Here is a 19,039-nt window from a genome sequence, read left to right as displayed (position 1 = left end):
TTTCAATTCTTACAGCGAGACCGTTGCCTGTGTCTGTGTCTGTGTCTGTTACTGCATCATCAAGAAAGCAAACAGACCACAACCTAGAATCAGGCGGTAGATAACGAACGGTGTCATGCCCATACGAGAGATAAGCTTCAAGAAGAAGTGGATACAGATGTAAGCACTGATGAAAGACACCGCCACGCCCGTTAGCAAAGTGCCAACATGGATTGGGTCACCGCTAGTCACCAACTTAAGGCCTAAATAACCACCCGCCAGAGTGATGATTGGGATAGACATCAAGAAAGAGAATCGAGCTGCCGCTTCACGAGTGAAACCAAGGTAAAGCGCCGCGGTAATGGTTGCGCCAGAACGAGACGTGCCCGGAATGATCGCCATTGCTTGAGCAAGACCAATAAACAGCGCCTTTTTCCAACCCGCTTGGTATTCGTCGTCGCGCAGGCTTGAGTTCTTGTCCACCCACCATAGCAATAGACCAAAGATAATCGTTGTCGTCGCGATCACCCACGCACTGCGTAAGTAAAGCTCAACAATATCTTTCATCAACAAGCCAAAGATACACGCAGGAATCGTCGCGAGAATGATCATCCACGCTAACTTCGCTTCTTTACTGCGATCGCCTTTAAACACTGAACCAAAGAATGCGCTCAACAGAGAGACCACTTCTTTACGAAAATAGATAACAACAGCTGCCAAAGTACCAACGTGGACAGCGACATCAAAGGCCAAACCTTGATCTTCCCAGCCTAAAACAGCAGAAGGAAGGATTAGGTGTGCAGAACTGGAAATAGGTAAAAACTCTGTAAAGCCTTGCACCAACGCCAATATAAACGCTTCAAAATAACTCATTACTTACCTTAAAAATTATAGTTTTATATCTACGACAGAGAGCGAGTCTAATTGCTGCATCTTCTGCCATATTTCACTGACGGTTCTTCCGTCTTGCGGGATCACTCTCGCAGGACAAAGATCATAAAGCGGTTGTGTTACAAAAGGATATTTGTAGATATCACTGCGTGGTAATTCTGGTTCACGCTCAGAAACCTCCTCTCCAAACAGCACAATATCAAGATCGAGCTTTCGATCTTGTAGTTTGTGCGCATCTTGAGAGCGACCCCATTTAAACTCAATTTTACGCAGCTGCTGTGAAAATTCAGTCAATGAGAGTGACGTGTCGAGCTCTATCACAAAGTTATAAAACGGATGGCTATTAAAACCCACGGGCTCACAGTGATAGATTTTAGAGCATTTAAGGTTAGTCCCTAACGATTGAAGCTCTGTCCATGCCACCCTTGCATGCTTATCGCGGTCTATGTTCGTGCCAACACCAACATAGGCTACTGTCATGCTTGACCTCGTTCGATGATCACGCCAACGGCTTTTGCTTGTGGCACTGCGCCAGGTTTCGCTAAGCGGATTTTAATCCACGGCACAGAGAATTGAGTCATGATCAATTCAGCGACTTCTTCTGCGACACGTTCAACCAATAGAAATCGGCCATTCGCAATGTGCTCAAGCACGGCAGTACTCACAGTCGAGTAGTCCAAAGCATCAACCACATCATCACTCTTACCTGCTGGGCGGTTGTCATGAGCCATTTCAATATCAAGCACAAGTTTTTGTTTAATCTCTTGTTCCCAATCGTAAACACCGATCGTTGTAATTACTTCTAGCTGTTCAATGAAAACTTTATCCAGTGCCATGACTTGTCCTTTTAGAGGTCGGATACCCATATAGGGGAAAAAAACGTATTATTTGCGTAATTCGAGATATGATATCAATTACTCTTGGATTGAGCATTATTTTCCCATCGTTAGGCTTATAACCGTTTAAGGAAAGACATGACCCCATTGGCACTAATCATGATCATTGCAGCCTATTTGCTAGGTTCAATCTCTAGTGCGGTCTTGATATGCCGAGTTTTGAGGCTCCCAGATCCTCGAACAGTAGGTTCTAACAACCCAGGAGCAACCAATGTCCTGCGTGTTGGCGGTAAAGGCGCAGCAGCTGCCGTCCTTTTGTGTGACATGCTGAAAGGCACTATCCCTGTCTGGCTTGGCTACTACCTCAAGATCGACCCAATCATTCTTGGGGTTGTGGCAATTGCGGCGTGTCTTGGCCATATGTATCCGATCTTCTTCCACTTCAAAGGTGGTAAAGGCGTGGCAACCGCACTTGGCGCTATCGCCCCAATAGGATTCGATCTAACCGGAATGATCATGGCGACTTGGTTAGTGGTCGCGTTTTTGTTTCGTTACTCTTCTTTAGCGGCACTGGTTACTGTGCTACTTGCCCCTTTCTACGCTTGGTTAGTCAAACCTCAATACACATTGCCAGTAGCCATGCTGTGCTGTTTGATCGTGTTACGTCACCACCAGAATATCCGCCGCCTACTCGATGGCAGCGAACCAAAACTCGGGCAAAAAAAATCGGCTTAAACTGTCATGTCTAAGCCGAACCATTTTAAAACCGAGATACGTTTAAAGCGACGTAAGTATGAGTCGATCAATCATACTCAGTATTTTAGAGCTTACAGCAGATGTTTATCTAAAAACGTCTTCAGCATAGCGTTAACAAACTCTGGCTGCTCTAGCGAACTAATATGACCCGCCCCAGGAATCACCACTAACTCACTGCCTGTAATGCAATCGTGCATTAAGTAAGATTCCAATGCTGGACGTGGCTTATCTTCTTGTCCAACGGCAATCAAAACTGGCAATGCAAAGTTCTCTACCGATTCAATCATATCGCGACGTCCAAACACCATTCGACCAATTCGTGCCACTTCTTCAGCGTTGTCGCCCTCAAGAGCTGATAACTGCTGAGTAAAACCTTCAACTAAAGCTGGCGTGTTGGTTTGAGCATCATTAGCAAAGAACAGTGGAACAACCGCTTCAACAATTGGTTGAGGAACCATCTTAGTTTGAGTGATGGTGTCTAACATGTGGAAGTATTTAGCGTGCGCAACTTCTGGCTCTAAACCCACAAAGGTATCCATTAATACCAATGACTGAATTCGCGCAGGTGCTAATTCGGCAAGCTCCGTTCCCCACATACCGCCAACCGATAAGCCAACCACTGAGAATTCTTCGATCTCTAAATGATCAAGCAGAGCCAAAACGTGCTGAGCGTAATCTTTCAAGTTACGCATCGAAGTGGGTGCTGCTTGAGATTCACCATGAGACCAAAGCTCTGGAACAATACAGCGATACTGAGTTTTTAACGCTTCGATCTGCGGCTTCCACATTGCACTATCCCAAAGATAACTGTGGCCGAGTACAACAACAGGGCCTTGACCTTCATCTAGGTACGCCATCGATTGATTGTCTACTGTGAACTTGTTCATTTTCTTCCCTAATCTCTATCAGCAATTATTTATCGACATACAGTCGGTAAGCTAGGATATAAAAACGGCCGCACAAGGCGACCGTTTATCGAAACACTATAGTCAATTACGCAATTGGCTCTAGCTGGTCAATAGGCCAACGCGGTGTGGCATGAACAGACAAATCAGCCGTTTCGCCATTCTTTAGGCGCTGCATGCCCGCATAAGCGATCATCGCACCGTTATCTGTACAGAACTCAGTGCGTGGGTAGTACACCTCACCACCGACTTTCTTAGCAAGCGCCTCAAGCTCAACGCGCAGTTGTTTGTTGGCACTTACACCGCCAGCAATAACTATACGTTTCATGCCCGTTTCAACCAAGGCACGCTTGCACTTGATTACTAAGGTTGCACAAACGGCTTCTTGAAACGCGTAAGCAATATCAGCACGAGTTTGGTCATCATTATCGTTATCACGAATGGTATTCGCTGCGAACGTCTTCAGACCAGAAAAGCTCATATCTAAACCCGGACGATCGGTCATTGGACGCGGGAACTTAAAACGACCCGGAGTGCCTTTTTCCGCCAAACGAGATAACAGTGGACCACCAGGGTAATCTAAGCCCATCAGTTTCGCGGTTTTATCAAACGCTTCACCCGCTGCATCATCAATCGATTCACCAAGGATTCGGTATTCACCAATACCTTTCACTTCTACCATCATGGTATGGCCGCCAGAAACCAGCAGAGCCACAAATGGGAATGGTGGTGGGTTATCTTCTAGCATTGGCGCAAGAAGGTGACCTTCCATATGGTGAACAGGCACTGCAGGCACTCCCCACGCATAAGCAATACTGCGACCAATCGTTGCACCAACCAGCAGTGCACCCACTAAACCAGGGCCAGCCGTGTAAGCCACACCATCAATGTCTTTCGACGTTAGGTTCGCTTCTGCTAATGCCGCTTTAATAAGAGGAATTGTTTTTTTCACGTGGTCACGTGAAGCTAGCTCAGGTACCACACCACCGTAATCGGCGTGCAGCTTTACTTGGCTATATAATTGATGAGAAAGCAGCCCTTGCTCATCATCATAAATCGCGATTCCTGTTTCATCACAAGAGGTTTCAATACCAATAATGCGCATAATTTTCTCGGCACGCTTTCGTCTAAAATGGGAAATTAGCGCAATATTACCCTGCCTAAGCTCTTCAAACAAATATTGTACAGACTATAATCGACAAAGTGCTTTACAAAGCCACTGTGATCGGATTAAAATTCCGCACCATTTTTGATCAAGCTGGTTAATGGCCAAACGCGAATAGAGAGTTAGCTCGATGGGTAACTTCTCTGATTTGGTACTGAGTAGCCAGCGATAATGAATAACCCCTGAGGTGAAAGGCATATGCCAATAGTTAAAGTACGTGAAAACGAACCGTTCGACGTTGCACTACGTCGTTTCAAGCGCTCTTGTGAAAAAGCAGGTATCCTTTCTGAAGTTCGCCGTCGCGAGCACTACGAAAAGCCAACTACAGTTCGCAAACGCGCTAAAGCAGCAGCTCAAAAGCGTCACGCTAAGAAGCTAGCTCGCGAAAACGCACGTCGCGTTCGCCTGTACTAATAACTTAATCCATAAGGACTGAGTTATGGCTCTTATTGAACAACTCAAAGAAGAGCAAAAATTAGCGATGAAAGCCAAGGACAAACCGCGCCTTGGCACTATCCGCTTAGCTCTTTCAGCAATTAAGCAACGTGAAGTTGACGAACGGATCACTCTGAACGACGACGACATTCTTGCTGTATTAGTTAAAATGGTTAAGCAACGTCGCGATTCTGTTGCTCAATATGAATCAGCAAATCGTCAAGATCTTGCTGACGTGGAAAAAGCAGAAATTACGGTACTTGAAGGCTTTATGCCTCAACCGCTAAGTGATGAAGAAGTTATTGCACTACTTGATAGCGCAATCGCCGAAGCTCAACCAGCGGGCATGCAAGACATGGGTAAAGTAATGGCTATCTTGAAACCACAAATTCAAGGGCGTGCAGATATGGGTAAAGTTAGTGGTTTAGTTCGTTCTAAACTCGCTTAATCCCAAATCAAATTGCAACAAGCCGTGCAATCCTTCGGAACGCACGGCTTGTTTGTATCTGTAACCTATTCAAACTATTATTATCCACACTCTCAGTTAGTGCATTTTTCTAAGGTTTTATGGCAGGACACATCCCGCGTAGTTTCATCGATGATCTCCTAGCGCGTCTCGACATTGTCGACATTGTGGACGCACGCGTGAAACTTAAGAAAAAAGGCAAAAACTATGGTGCTTGTTGCCCATTCCACAACGAAAAGACCCCTTCTTTTAGCGTAAGCCAAGAAAAACAGTTTTATCACTGCTTTGGTTGTGGCGTACACGGTAATGCTATCGACTTCATTATGGAGTTCGAACGCCTCGATTTTGTTGAAGCTATTGAAGAGCTAGCCTCTTTCTTAGGCCTCGATGTTCCTAGAGAGCAACGTAGCGGCGAGATATCAACAGCACCAAGAGCCAACAGCGAACAAAAACGTAACCTCTACGATTTGATGGGCGGCATCAGTAATTTTTACCGCTCTCAACTGAAAATATCAGCCAACAAACCTGCGATTGATTACCTAAAGAATCGTGGCCTTTCGGGCGAGATCGTCCAGAAGTTTGGCATTGGTTATGTGGCCGATGAGTGGGACTTAGTTCGTAAGAACTTTGGCCAACAGAAAGAAGCCCAAGACATGCTCGTAACTGGCGGCATGTTAATTGAGAACGATAAAGGTAACCGATACGACCGATTCCGTGGACGCGTAATGTTCCCGATTCGCGATCGTCGTGGACGTGTGATTGGTTTTGGTGGTCGTGTATTAGAAGACGGTACACCAAAATACCTCAACTCACCAGAAACGCCTATCTTCCATAAAGGTAAAGAGCTTTACGGCCTTTATGAAGTGCTGCAAGCCTACCGTGAACCGCCGCAAATACTTGTGGTTGAAGGTTACATGGATGTCGTGGCATTAGCGCAATATGGTGTTGATTACTCAGTAGCATCACTGGGCACATCGACAACCGGTGACCACGTTCAAATGCTGTTCCGCCAAACCAGCACAGTGGTTTGTTGTTACGATGGTGACAGAGCAGGTAAAGAAGCCGCGTGGCGCGCACTAGAAAATGCCCTTGAGTACCTGAAAACCGGTAACACACTCAAGTTTCTATTCTTGCCCGACGGTGAAGACCCAGACAGCTATATAAGAGAACACGGCAAAGCCGCTTTCGAACAGCTTGTTCAAAATGCGACACCGCTTTCGACCTATTTGTTCGATAACCTGATTGAAATACACAAGTTAAACTTGGGAACAACCGAAGGGAAATCGGCACTGCGCGCACACGCTAGCGCATTGATTAACAAAATCCCTGACAGTTACTTCCAAGAGTTGCTCGAAAAATTGCTCGATGAGCGCACTGGATTTGATAACCAATTGAGGCGAGCGCGTGTTCATACACAGAACCCGACACCTCAACCGCATAAAGAGCTGAAACGCACTCCAATGCGTGAAGTTATCGCTTTGCTTATCCAAAATCCGAGCTATGCTGATATGGTACCGGATTTATCAAGTGTCAAAGGCTTACAGCTGCCTGGCCTAAGTTTATTCGTCGAAGTACTTGATAAATGCCATGCGCATCCCCATATCAACACAGGCCAATTATTAGAGCATTGGCGACACAATAAACATGAGGCTCTTCTGTCTCGTCTCGCGAGCTGGGAAATCCCCCTCGACGAAGACAATCAAGAAGACATATTTTTAGACTCATTGGACAATATACTTGCCCAGTGCGTTGAAAAACAAATTGAAAACCTGCAGGCCAAAGCAAGAAGCGTCGGTTTATCAGCCGAAGAAAAAAGGGAGCTACTAGCTTTAATGCTAGATCTAAAAGCGTAACCCTGTTTGATTAGTCAGCATTTAATAAATTTGTTAACATAATTGGTTTGCATTTGAGAATGCAACGTCCTTCACCAGACCTGAAGTTGGATATCATCTATGGATCAAAATCCGCAGTCACAGCTTAAATTACTTGTTATTAAAGGCAAGGAACAAGGCTATCTGACCTACGCCGAAGTAAACGACCACCTACCTGCAGAAATCGTGGATTCTGAACAGGTAGAAGACATCATTCAAATGATTAACGACATGGGTATCAAGGTAGTTGAAACTGCACCTGATGCTGATGATCTAGCACTTAATGATGACGATGCCAATATAGATGAAGATGCAGCCGAAGCTGCAGCTGCTGCGCTTTCAAGCGTAGAAAGCGAGATTGGCCGTACTACTGACCCAGTTCGTATGTACATGCGTGAAATGGGTACAGTTGAACTACTGACTCGTGAAGGCGAAATCGACATTGCGAAGCGTATTGAAGATGGTATCAATACAGTTCAACTATCGGTTGCTGAGTACCCAGGCACTATTCCATACATCTTGGAACAGTTTGACCGCGTACAAGCAGAAGAGATTCGCTTAACAGACCTAATCAATGGCTTTGTTGACCCAGACGACGATGGCACAGCTGCGCCAACGGCGACTCACATCGGTTCAGAACTTGCTGAAACTGATCTGGAAGACGAAGACAAAGAAGACGCAGAAGACGACGAGGAAGAGGAAGAAGAAGATACAGGTATCGATCCTGAACTTGCTCTTGAGAAGTTCACAGCACTTCGTACTAGCTACCAGAATCGTCAACTAGCGATCAACGAGTACGGCCATGAAAGCCCGAAAGCAATGCTTGCAACGACAATGATGCAAGACGTATTCAAAGAGTTCCGTCTAACACCAAAACAGTTTGATTTCCTAGTAAACGAACTGCGTAACTCTATGGATCGTGTACGTACTCAAGAACGCCTAATCATGCGTCAAACGGTTGAGTACGGCAAAATGCCGAAGAAATCTTTCATTGCTCTATTTACTGGCAACGAATCTAGCGAAGCATGGTTGGATGAAGTTCTTGCTTCAGACAAGCCATACGCAGAAAAGATTAAACGTAACGAGCACGACATCCGTCGCTCTATCCAAAAGCTGGATATGATCGAACGTGAAACGTCTCTTACTGTTCAAAGCATCAAAGATATCAGCCGTCGCATGTCTATCGGTGAAGCGAAAGCTCGTCGTGCGAAGAAAGAGATGGTTGAAGCGAACTTACGTCTAGTAATCTCGATTGCTAAGAAGTACACAAACCGTGGTCTACAATTCCTGGATCTAATCCAAGAAGGTAACATCGGTCTGATGAAAGCGGTAGATAAGTTTGAATACCGTCGTGGTTACAAGTTCTCTACTTACGCTACTTGGTGGATCCGTCAAGCAATCACTCGTTCGATTGCCGACCAAGCTCGTACTATCCGTATTCCGGTTCACATGATCGAAACGATCAACAAACTAAACCGTATCTCTCGTCAAATGCTACAAGAGATGGGTCGTGAACCACTTCCGGAAGAACTGGCTGAACGCATGCAAATGCCTGAAGACAAGATCCGTAAAGTACTGAAAATCGCTAAAGAGCCAATCTCAATGGAGACACCAATCGGTGACGACGAAGATTCGCACCTAGGTGATTTCATCGAGGATACAACGCTAGAACTACCTTTAGACTCTGCAACGGCAACAAGCCTACGCGGTGCAACTAAAGACGTTCTTGCTGGCCTAACTCCTCGTGAAGCTAAAGTACTGCGTATGCGTTTCGGTATCGACATGAACACTGACCACACTCTTGAAGAGGTTGGTAAACAGTTCGACGTAACTCGTGAACGTATCCGTCAGATCGAAGCAAAAGCACTACGTAAACTTCGTCACCCAAGCCGCTCAGAAACTCTGCGTAGCTTCCTAGACGAGTAATCGCACACTCAAGTGTGGTTAGCTTTTAAGCATAAATAAGAAAAGGTGAGCGTTGGCTCACCTTTTTTTTATCTGTGTGATTTAAGTGGCTAAGATGTAAGCGGAATTGCCCCTTATAGTGTCTAGACACCATTGAACGCTTCCCCTATAATCTATGCCCTACGGCCCCTTAGCTCAGTGGTTAGAGCGCACGACTCATAATCGTTCGGTCCCCAGTTCAAATCTGGGAGGGGCCACCAAATTAGAAAAGCCAGAACAGTTCACGCTGCTCTGGCTTTTTGCTTTTCTGATTCAGTACCAATCACACCCTGCACTTCCGAACCAAAAACGAATCGTCCCGCACACAATTCCAATTGCCTCTCTGTGACTAAACATACTTTTCTTTTATAAAAAAATCGGCAATATGAGAGTACATAAATCGCTCAATAGTTCAGGGAAGACTCATGAAAGACGAAACACTCTCGATTCACTTCGGTTACGACACTGATCCAACAACCAAATCGGTTGCCACTCCAATCTACCAAACCGTCGCGTACGAATTCGATGACGCACAACACGGCGCCGACCTCTTCAACCTTGCGGTGCCAGGCAATATCTACACTCGCATAATGAACCCAACCAATGATGTGTTAGAAAAACGCATGGCCGCCTTAGAAGGAGGTATCGCAGGCTTAGTGGTAAGTGCGGGCAGTGCTGCGATCAACTACGCGATTCAGACGTTGGCGCAAATCGGTGACAACATTGTCTCAACGCCTCAGCTTTACGGTGGTACTTACACCCTATTTGCTCACATGTTGCCAAACCAAGGAATTGAAGTTCGTTTTGCTAAAGACGACAAACCAGAAAGCTTAGCGGCACTGATCGATGAAAAAACCAAGGCGGTTTACTGTGAAAGTATCGGTAACCCAGCAGGTAATATTATCGACTTAGAGCGTGTTGCTGAACTTGCTCACGCACAAGGTGTACCTGTGATTGTTGATAACACGGTGGCGACGCCTGTACTGTGTAAACCTATCGATTTTGGTGCTGACATCGTGGTGCACTCACTAACTAAATACGTGGGTGGTCACGGTACAACGTTAGGTGGCGTGATTGTCGACTCAGGTAAATTCCCATGGGCACAGCACAAGGACCGCTTCCCTGTGTTTAATCAGCCAGAGCCTTCTTATCATGGCGTGGTTTATACCGAGGCCTTTGGTGAGGCTGCGTTTATTGGTCGTGCTAGAACGGTTCCCCTACGTAATACAGGTGCAGCACTGTCACCAATGAATGCTTTCATGTTGATGCAAGGTTTGGAGACGTTGTCGCTACGCATGGAGCGACACACAGAGAATGCCTTGAAAGTAGCGGAATACCTCAAGCAACACGAGAAAGTCAGTTGGGTAAGTTACGCTGGCCTGCCTGATTCAGAATTCTATCCACTCGCTGAAAAGTACATGCAAGGTAAGCCATCGGCCATTCTATCTTTTGGTTTAAAAGACGGTTATGAAGCCGGTGTTCGCTTCTATGATGCACTGCAAATCTTCAAGCGCTTAGTTAACATTGGCGATGCGAAATCTCTCGCTTGTCACCCAGCTTCGACGACACACCGTCAACTAAGCGAAGCTGAACAGAAACAAGCCGGTGTATCACCGGAGATGATTCGCCTATCAGTAGGTATCGAGCACATTGACGATATCTTGGCTGACCTAGAGCAAGCACTGAGCGCTTAATGACGCTACAGCTAGCTCTAACACTGATCGTTAAGTAACAGACATAAAAAAGCCCATCACAGGATGGGCTTCTTATTATCTATATCTTAGGTAAGCTGTCGATTACTCAACTGTTACCGCTTTCGCTAGGTTACGAGGTTGGTCAACGTCGGTACCTTTTATTAGTGCGACATGGTAAGACAGCAGCTGCATCGGTACTGTGTAGTAGATAGGCGCTGTTACTTCACTTACGTGAGGCATCTTGATGATCTTCATGTTCTCATCGCTTTCAAAGCCCGCATCTTCATCAGCGAATACGTAAAGTAGACCGCCACGAGCACGCACTTCTTCAACGTTCGATTTCAGCTTCTCTAGCAAGTCGTTGCTTGGTGCAATAACGACTACAGGCATATCTGCATCGATAAGAGCCAAAGGACCGTGCTTAAGCTCACCAGCTGCGTATGCTTCTGCGTGGATGTAAGAGATCTCTTTCAGTTTAAGAGACGCTTCCATCGCGATTGGGTAGAACTCACCACGACCCAAGAACAGTGTGTGATGCTTATCAGCAAAATCAGGTGCCAGTGCTTCAATTTCTTTATCGAACGCTAATGCTTTCTCGATATCAGCAGGCAGTTGGTGAAGTGCTTGAACGATTTCCGCTTCTTTTTCTTCATTGATACGACCTTGTAGACGACCAATTGACGTTACCATCATCAGCATCGCTGCTAGTTGAGTTGTGAAAGCTTTAGTAGAAGCAACACCGATCTCTGTTCCTGCGCGAGTCATGAAGGCAAAATCAGATTCACGAACCAGTGAAGAACCCGCAACGTTACAGATAGTCATTGCAGACATATAACCCTTCTCTTTTGCAAGACGAAGTGCAGCAAGCGTATCCGCCGTTTCACCAGATTGAGACAGAGTCACCAATAGGCTGTTCGGACGAACAACGAAATCACGGTAACGGAATTCAGAAGCAATCTCTACGTCACAGCTTACGCCAGCTAGAGATTCAAACCAGTAACGCGCTGCCATGCCTGAGTTGTAAGACGTACCACATGCGATGATCTGCACGTGTTCAACCTTGCTTAGGATCTCTTCAGCTTTAACGCCGATCGCGTTAGTGATAACCGAAGTGTCAGAGATACGGCCTTCCATTGTATTGATCAGCGCTGTTGGCTGCTCGAAGATCTCTTTCTGCATGAAGTGGCGGTATTGACCTTTGTCACCTGCGTCGTGTTCAGCGTTTGACTCAACGATTTCACGCTCAACACGCTCACCCGCTACATCAAATACCGTAACATCACGACGAGTTACCTCAGCAACATCACCTTCTTCTAGGTACATGAAGCGACGAGTTACGCTCAGTAGCGCCAGTTGATCAGAAGCAAGGAAGTTCTCGCCGACACCAAAACCGATAACGATTGGGCTACCAGAACGAGCGACTACAATGCGGCTAGGATCTTTACGATCAACCGCAACCGTGCCGTACGCACCGTCTAATTGTTTTGCTGTTTTCTGTAGCGCTTCAACCAAAGAAGCTGAAGTGCGAAGTTCCCACTCAACTAAGTGAGCAATAACTTCTGTATCCGTTTGTGAAGTAAATACGTAACCACGCTCTTGCAGCATAGCGCGCAGTGCTTCGTGGTTTTCGATAATGCCATTGTGTACAACGGCAATATCACCAGACATGTGCGGGTGTGCGTTCGCTTCAGATGGCTCACCATGTGTCGCCCAACGTGTATGAGCGATACCTGTACCACCAATCACTTGTTGCTCTTCTACTGCGTCAGCTAGCTCTTGTACTTTACCTAGGCGGCGTACACGAGTTAGGTTAGATTCAGTATCGACTACAGCGACACCAGCTGAATCGTAGCCACGGTATTCTAGACGACGAAGGCCTTCTACTAAAATTTCAGCTACATCACGCTGTGCTACTGCACCAACAATTCCACACATAGTTTCACTCCATCAATTTTGTTTTATTCCTATTGGCAGCAAGCAAAGGCCAAATCTTCATTAAGATCAATTATAGGAATGTAAATGCATAATACTTAAATTTGTTTTTACGCTGGATCGGTCAGGATCACTCGAACATCATGTGATTCGATACTTGCTTTGGATTCTTCGCCTAAGTCTGTATCGGTAATTAAGATGTCAATGTGTTCCCATGCCAGCTCTAAGTTCGGGATCTTTCGTCCCACCTTTTCCGACTCAACCATCACGATCACTTCTCGTGACACTTCAGCCATTACTTTGCTCAGGCCAACCAGTTCGTTAAACGTGGTTGTGCCTCTATCGAGGTCGATACCATCAGCCCCAATAAATAGTTGGTCAAAATCGTAAGCACGAAGTACCGACTCTGCAACTTTGCCTTGGAAAGAGTCCGAATGGGTATCCCAAGTGCCGCCAGTCATTAATAACGTCGGCTCGCTTTCAAGCTCATTAAGCGCATTAGCAACGTGCAATGAGTTGGTCATAACAACCAAGCCACGCTTAGCATTAAGCTGCTGAATTAGAGTACCGGTCGTACTGCCACTATCGATCACGATGCGGTTATGGTCGCGAATTAAATCTGCAGCAGCTTTTGCCAATGAAATCTTTCGAGTCGAAACTTGTTGACCCAGTTCTTCGTTGACAACCTCTTTCGGTAACGAAATCGCACCACCATAACGGCGTAAAAGCTGACCGTTTTTCTCTAAAGACGCCAAGTCCTTTCTAATAGTGACCTCTGAGGTTTCGAACTTAGCGGATAATTCATCAACACTAACCTCCCCCTTTTCATTCACTAGGTTAGAAATTGCATGTCTTCTGAGCTGGGTGTTTCGTTTCGACATTTAAAAAAGGCCATTAAGTTTCGATATGAAACATATTATAGTTACAACGAAACTATTTAGTCCATTTATTTTGATCCAAAAAATTAATAAATAGCGATAAAACCTTGTCCTAAGACAATTGTTAAACAGTGATATTGAACTCATTAGGTGGTAGAATCCGCACCCGAAAAGAAAAAAAATTACAAAACTGACTGTTATTTTTTTGCAACTTACCCCCTATATAGTGGGGTAAGTCACAGAAAACCGATATTGAATCAAAATCTTTTAGTCATAAAATGACTAAAATTGATGAAAGACTTACAACTCTGAAGGACATATTGGAAGTCCCGCGCTTTTACACAACAGGCACAAAATGTTGATGTAGCGGACCAATCTTCAGAACTTAAATAAATTTCAAATTGTAACAATACTTACCGGAGAGTACCTTCCATGAAAAAGACCAAAATCGTATGTACGATTGGCCCTAAAACTGAATCTGTAGAGAAGCTAACTGAACTAGTAGATGCTGGCATGAACGTTATGCGTCTTAACTTCTCTCACGGTGATTTCGCAGAGCACGGCACTCGTATCGCGAACTTCCGTAAAGTAATGGAAAACAAAGGTGAGCAACTTGCTATCCTTCTAGATACTAAAGGTCCAGAAATCCGTACTATCAAACTTGAAGATGGTAACGACGTAGATCTAGTAGCTGGTCAAGAGTTCACTTTCACAACTGACGCAACAGTTGTTGGTAACAAAGACGTAGTAGCAGTAACTTACCTAGGTTTCGCTAAAGACCTAACAGCAGGTAACACTATCCTTGTTGATGACGGCCTAATCGAAATGGAAGTTATCGCAACAACAGAAACTGAAGTTAAGTGTAAAGTTCTTAACAACGGTGCTCTAGGCGAAAACAAAGGTGTTAACCTTCCTGGCGTTTCTGTTCAACTTCCTGCTCTTTCTGAGAAAGACAAAGCTGACCTTAAGTTTGGTTGTGAGCAAGGCGTAGATTTCGTTGCTGCTTCTTTCATCCGTAAAGAAGAAGACGTTAAAGAAATCCGTGAGCTTCTAAACGCTAACGGCGGCGAGAACATCCACATCATTTCTAAGATTGAAAACCAAGAAGGTGTAGATAACTTCGATTCAATCCTTGAAGCTTCTGACGGCATCATGGTTGCTCGTGGTGACCTAGGTGTTGAAATCCCAGCTGAAGAAGTAATCTTCGCTCAGAAGATGATGATCGAGAAGTGTAACCGTGCACGTAAGATGGTTATCACTGCAACTCAAATGCTTGACTCTATGATCAGCAACCCACGTCCAACTCGTGCTGAAGCGGGTGACGTTGCGAACGCAATCATGGATGGTACTGATGCAGTAATGCTTTCTGGTGAAACTGCTAAAGGTAAGTACCCAGTTGAAGCTGTTACTATCATGGCTCAAATCGCGAACCGTACTGATTCAGCTCTTAAAGCTGAGCTAGGTTCTCGTCTAGACAGCCCACGTCTACGCATCACTGAAGCAGTATGTAAAGGCGCTGTAGACACAGCAGAGAAGCTAGCTGCTCCTCTAATCGTTGTTGCAACTGAAGGCGGTAAATCTGCACGTTCAGTACGTAAGTACTTCCCAACTGCAAACATCCTAGCTCTAACAACTAACGAAAAGACAGCTGCACAGCTAGTTCTTACTAAAGGTGTTAAGCCAGTTCTTGTTGACTCTATCGAGAACACAGACGCGTTCTACATCAACGGTAAAGAAATCGCTCTACAATCTGGCCTAGGTAACAAAGGCGACATCGTAGTTATGGTTTCTGGTGCTCTAGTAGCTTCTGGTACTACAAACACGGCATCTGTTCACGTTCTATAAGAATGAACCGATTCGCATAAAATATAAAAGAGGGCTTCGGCCCTCTTTTTTTATGAAACAAAATCTTGCCTAACTTTTCAGTACGCTGTATTATCAATCACAATAGAACTACGTACTGTTAACCTCCAACTGACTCTTTCTAAGAGACGGATTAGCAGACTAGAAATCATATATAGATGAGGTTTGTAATGTCTAGTCCTACGCTCACTGACAAAGTATCAAAGATGATTCGCCAAGATATTCTTAATGGTGAGTTAACCCCAGGCCAAAAGCTTGTTGTTGCTGATCTAAAAGCACGCTACAACGTTGGCGCATCCCCTATTCGCGAAGCCTTGGTACAGTTATCTTGGAGCAAATACGTAAAGCTAGAGCCACAAAAAGGCTGCTGGGTATCTCCTGTATCAAAGAAAGAACTGAATGACCTATACGAAAGCCTTCGTGTTGTATCATCGGTTCTGCTTAAAAAAGCGATTGCAGCAGGTGATGAGAGCTGGGAACTAGAAGTACTGACGTCTTACCATAAACTGTCACGCGTCCAACATGTATCAGAAGAGTTTGATTGTGTTGAGTGGGAAGAACGCCACCAACGATTTCATGCAGCATTGCTCGAAGGTGCAGATTCAGAGAACATGTTTAAGTTCTTTGATGACCTAATTAACCAAGTGAAACGTTACCGCTTCCTCGCTATGTCTGCAGAAAGCGCATCAGATGATCTGTTCAATATTGATGAACACGAAATGATCATGAAACTAGTACTCTCTAAGAATGTAGAACAAGCGACTGAACTGCTTGATCAACACCTGCTAGGTTCAATGAAACGAATTGAAGAAGTTATCGAAGCGGCATAACGCTAAAGTAGCTTCTAACCAAATAAAAACGGAGCCCAATGGCTCCGTTTTTTGTTTCCAGTATTACGACTGAACTACCACCCAAAAAACTCTTTGTGATGAGTATTGAGTAGCACAACCATAGGTAAAAAATACAAAGCACTCAATTGAAAGCCAAGAATGGCTAATGTGCCTATGGTTAACCTCACTAAAAAATCGACAAACATACCACGCCTCTTTTAACCAGACTGTATGATCCCCAAACTCTTGCTCCAGCTAACCTAATTCTACTGCTGCCTTTCAAACCATTGAAAAGGCTAGCTAATCAGTTGAATTAAGTTAACGGTGTCATCCTTTTACATCTGGTAAACACTCTATTTATTACACCGTTAAGCACGATGTAATCTGAAGCAAGGTAGTTTACTTATTGTTCATTTTAGCTCAAATTTCCACCAGCATTAGACTTTAGTCTAACTGTATAGATTTTGTGACATAGGTCGCTCAAAAGTGAGATTCCTATAAAAAGGGGGAGAGATAAAGTGAGTCGGGGCCAGCTTGAAGAGGTGAAGCAAAGAGAAGACAGGACTAGATAGAAGCGAACCTAAGCGACATCATCGTAGCTAGGACACATAGAGACCGTATTACGACCAGACGATTTAGATTCGTAAAGCGCAACATCGGCACACTTGTATGAGCGAGTACTATTACTTGTTAAATCAGTAAAGCCAACACTCACCGTTACCTTAGTTCCGGCTGCCAGTTCAATCTCTATTCGCAAGCGATCCAATACGCGCTTTGCTTCTGGCAGAGACGTGTGTGGCATCAAGAGTGCAAACTCTTCTCCTCCGACACGTGCAACAAAGTCCGTCCCACGAAGGCTATCTTGCAGAAGTTTAGCAACACCAGCGATCACACGGTCACCTTCGTCGTGGCCAAGCTCATCATTGATTCGCTTGAAGTTATCGATGTCCACCAAGGCTAAGCAGGTGGTCGCTTCGATCGGGTAACGCTCAACTAAGCGAGAATAGTAGGCCAGCTGCTCTTCGAATTTTCGTCGGTTCCAGAGATTACTCAAAGAGTCACGTTCACTTAAAATCCTCAAACGTACCTCAAGCTCCTTCCTTACGGAAATATCAACCAACGAGGTGATGTAGTAACTGACTTTGCCTGAATTGTTTTTGACCGCATGCACTCGCATGATCGCAGTAAAAGGAATACGCAGCTTGTTCTTACACTGAACCTCCCCTTCCCATACTTCTTCTTGCTCTAAATGACTCCAAATAGCCGAGCTTGAGAGCACTTGGTCGGTATTCTCAAGCAGCAACTGCAATGCATTTTGACCGATCACCTGTTTTTTGCAGTACCCAGTCATGTTCTCAAATTCGTTGTTGATCATCATTGTGCGGTGCTGCTTGTCAGAGATCATCACTGCCGACATACCATTCAATGCGGCGCGTGCCAATTTACTCTCTAGGCTTCGGCGTCGGCAGTGCGTCACCAGGTAAGCAAACGGGAAAGCGAATATCAGCACCGTAATCAGAACAATGATCTCTTCATGGGCCAAATCATCTAGATCACGCTCAGCCCGATCCATCAGTTGCTTTTGATTAAGTTGAATCAGTAAATGAACCTTTTGACTGTTCGCGAGCATAACCGTGTTAAAGGCAAACAAATTACCATCTTCAAAAACGTATCCCACCTGATCATTGGAGATCGCATCCCACGTCTTCGGCGCGATATTTTTCAGGTTATAGCCTTTTCTTTCAGGAATAGAGTCTCCGAACAACTTACCGCTGTTGTTACTCGCGATGAAGTAACCCGCGTCATTGAGAACTTCTGCTCTAAGATCGTTATCTGGTGAAAAGCTCAGACGCGACGATAAGCCCCATACATCAAGATTGATGACGAGGTAGCCTACTCTTTCGTCAGGGGTTTCTACTGGGGTAAAGACACGGATTACCGGCGAATAAGGGAAGGTGACTTCACCATGCTCAGTTTCAAGCTCAATACCCCAACCGCCAATCTGTTCGGCTTCTAGTTTTTGAGCGTATTGGAAGTAGTTAGAATCCGACCTATCTTGCAGCTGTTGAGGAAACGTCACTCTACCGGTATCAGAGGAGTAGTTAACACGCACCAATTCTTTGCCAGTGACATCTAACAGATGGATTTGTGTATACCACTTCTGGTTCACGAGAACAGATTGCCAGACCTCTTCAAGTAGATGTTTGGTTTGGTCTGAGGGAGAGGAAGCAAAGTTAACCAAGCTCTGGCTATGACTGAGTAGCTCCATGACCGAGACTAACTGAGTCTTGAGAAGATCATAATCTCGCTTGGCATACACTAACTGATGAACGGCTTGCTTAGCTGAGTAGTCAAAGCTCTGCTGTTTTACTTCTTTGTAGCGCTGCAAATAATACAGACATACTGCAGAAGACAATATGATAGAGATAATCAGCAATGTAATTATTGATTTTTTATTTCGCATTGCTAACTCAGATGAATGGAAGTGCAGCGCGGGATTATAGCACTCTAAAAAATTAACAAAATAAAAGCCGCTTAAAAAAGGTTCATCGCGGCTTTCCGGGGAAAGCCGCTTTTATCTTCAAGAAGAAGTA

Annotated in this window: 16 protein-coding genes and 1 tRNA gene; 9 read left to right on the top strand and 8 right to left on the bottom strand. The window is 45.0% G+C overall.

Annotated elements, in window-relative coordinates:
* Positions 1–48: 48 nt before the first annotated feature.
* From AB6E78_RS04720 to folB, 3 genes are read right to left on the bottom strand one after another with little or no spacing between them, the layout of a single operon-like run.
* A complete protein-coding gene (locus AB6E78_RS04720; RefSeq protein ID WP_010434624.1) occupies positions 49–852 on the bottom strand; it encodes an undecaprenyl-diphosphate phosphatase in 804 nt (267 codons plus the stop codon).
* Between the two features lie 15 nt (positions 853–867).
* Positions 868–1,350: a 2-amino-4-hydroxy-6-hydroxymethyldihydropteridine diphosphokinase gene (folK, locus tag AB6E78_RS04715; RefSeq protein WP_017061413.1), complete on the bottom strand. Its 483-nt coding sequence runs from the start codon at positions 1,348–1,350 to the stop codon at positions 868–870.
* Positions 1,347–1,706: a dihydroneopterin aldolase gene (folB, locus tag AB6E78_RS04710; RefSeq protein ID WP_017080233.1), complete on the bottom strand. Its 360-nt coding sequence runs from the start codon at positions 1,704–1,706 to the stop codon at positions 1,347–1,349. Before folB ends, folK begins: the two co-directional genes overlap by 4 nt.
* A gap of 138 nt (positions 1,707–1,844) precedes the next feature.
* On the opposite strand from folB, the gene plsY reads away from it, so the two are divergent.
* Positions 1,845–2,441: a glycerol-3-phosphate 1-O-acyltransferase PlsY gene (gene plsY, locus AB6E78_RS04705; RefSeq protein WP_009847793.1), complete on the top strand. Its 597-nt coding sequence runs from the start codon at positions 1,845–1,847 to the stop codon at positions 2,439–2,441.
* A 92-nt stretch (positions 2,442–2,533) separates the two neighbouring features.
* Here the strand turns inward: plsY and AB6E78_RS04700 are convergent, their stop codons facing one another.
* On the bottom strand, positions 2,534–3,349 hold the full coding sequence (locus AB6E78_RS04700; protein WP_372132795.1) for an alpha/beta fold hydrolase: 816 nt from the start codon (positions 3,347–3,349) through the stop codon (positions 2,534–2,536).
* Between the two features lie 106 nt (positions 3,350–3,455).
* The gene (gene tsaD, locus AB6E78_RS04695) at positions 3,456–4,472 is read right to left on the bottom strand and encodes a tRNA (adenosine(37)-N6)-threonylcarbamoyltransferase complex transferase subunit TsaD (protein WP_017061410.1); all 1,017 of its coding nucleotides are present in this window, start codon (positions 4,470–4,472) and stop codon (positions 3,456–3,458) included.
* Positions 4,473–4,730: 258 nt separating this feature from the next.
* On the opposite strand from tsaD, the gene rpsU reads away from it, so the two are divergent.
* From rpsU to AB6E78_RS04665, 6 genes are all read left to right on the top strand, one after another.
* Positions 4,731–4,946, top strand: coding sequence for a 30S ribosomal protein S21 (rpsU, locus tag AB6E78_RS04690; protein WP_004396009.1), 216 nt, complete (start codon positions 4,731–4,733; stop codon positions 4,944–4,946).
* Positions 4,947–4,971: 25 nt separating this feature from the next.
* Positions 4,972–5,415: a GatB/YqeY domain-containing protein gene (locus tag AB6E78_RS04685; RefSeq protein ID WP_017061409.1), complete on the top strand. Its 444-nt coding sequence runs from the start codon at positions 4,972–4,974 to the stop codon at positions 5,413–5,415.
* 119 nt (positions 5,416–5,534) lie between these two features.
* Positions 5,535–7,286, top strand: coding sequence for a DNA primase (gene dnaG / locus AB6E78_RS04680; protein WP_017062923.1), 1,752 nt, complete (start codon positions 5,535–5,537; stop codon positions 7,284–7,286).
* Positions 7,287–7,385: 99 nt separating this feature from the next.
* Positions 7,386–9,230 carry an RNA polymerase sigma factor RpoD gene (gene rpoD / locus AB6E78_RS04675; RefSeq protein WP_017069473.1) on the top strand — a complete coding sequence of 615 codons (1,845 nt, stop codon included), beginning with the start codon at positions 7,386–7,388 and terminating at the stop codon, positions 9,228–9,230.
* A 163-nt stretch (positions 9,231–9,393) separates the two neighbouring features.
* Positions 9,394–9,469 (top strand) — tRNA-Ile (locus AB6E78_RS04670).
* A gap of 204 nt (positions 9,470–9,673) precedes the next feature.
* Positions 9,674–10,942 carry an O-acetylhomoserine aminocarboxypropyltransferase/cysteine synthase family protein gene (locus AB6E78_RS04665; RefSeq protein ID WP_017061406.1) on the top strand — a complete coding sequence of 423 codons (1,269 nt, stop codon included), beginning with the start codon at positions 9,674–9,676 and terminating at the stop codon, positions 10,940–10,942.
* A gap of 102 nt (positions 10,943–11,044) precedes the next feature.
* Here the strand turns inward: AB6E78_RS04665 and glmS are convergent, their stop codons facing one another.
* Both glmS and AB6E78_RS04655 read right to left on the bottom strand, forming a co-directional pair.
* The gene (glmS, locus tag AB6E78_RS04660; RefSeq protein ID WP_017061405.1) at positions 11,045–12,877 is read right to left on the bottom strand and encodes a glutamine--fructose-6-phosphate transaminase (isomerizing); all 1,833 of its coding nucleotides are present in this window, start codon (positions 12,875–12,877) and stop codon (positions 11,045–11,047) included.
* 107 nt (positions 12,878–12,984) lie between these two features.
* Positions 12,985–13,755 carry a DeoR/GlpR family DNA-binding transcription regulator gene (locus AB6E78_RS04655; protein WP_372132791.1) on the bottom strand — a complete coding sequence of 257 codons (771 nt, stop codon included), beginning with the start codon at positions 13,753–13,755 and terminating at the stop codon, positions 12,985–12,987.
* 429 nt (positions 13,756–14,184) lie between these two features.
* Between AB6E78_RS04655 and pykF the strand changes: the two genes are divergently transcribed.
* Positions 14,185–15,597: a pyruvate kinase PykF gene (gene pykF, locus AB6E78_RS04650; protein WP_017061403.1), complete on the top strand. Its 1,413-nt coding sequence runs from the start codon at positions 14,185–14,187 to the stop codon at positions 15,595–15,597.
* A 176-nt stretch (positions 15,598–15,773) separates the two neighbouring features.
* Positions 15,774–16,445 (top strand): GntR family transcriptional regulator, encoded by a 672-nt coding sequence (locus AB6E78_RS04645; protein WP_372132788.1) that lies wholly within the window; start codon positions 15,774–15,776, stop codon positions 16,443–16,445.
* Positions 16,446–17,025: 580 nt separating this feature from the next.
* Here AB6E78_RS04645 and AB6E78_RS04640 read toward each other — a convergent pair.
* The gene (locus tag AB6E78_RS04640) at positions 17,026–18,909 is read right to left on the bottom strand and encodes a diguanylate cyclase (protein ID WP_017068819.1); all 1,884 of its coding nucleotides are present in this window, start codon (positions 18,907–18,909) and stop codon (positions 17,026–17,028) included.
* Between the last annotated feature and the right edge of the window lie 130 nt (positions 18,910–19,039).

The sequence above is a fragment of the Vibrio sp. 10N.247.310.98 genome (genome assembly GCF_041467395.1).
GTDB classification, from domain to species: domain Bacteria; phylum Pseudomonadota; class Gammaproteobacteria; order Enterobacterales; family Vibrionaceae; genus Vibrio; species Vibrio crassostreae_C.
This window is presented reverse-complemented; position numbering and strand designations above follow the sequence as displayed.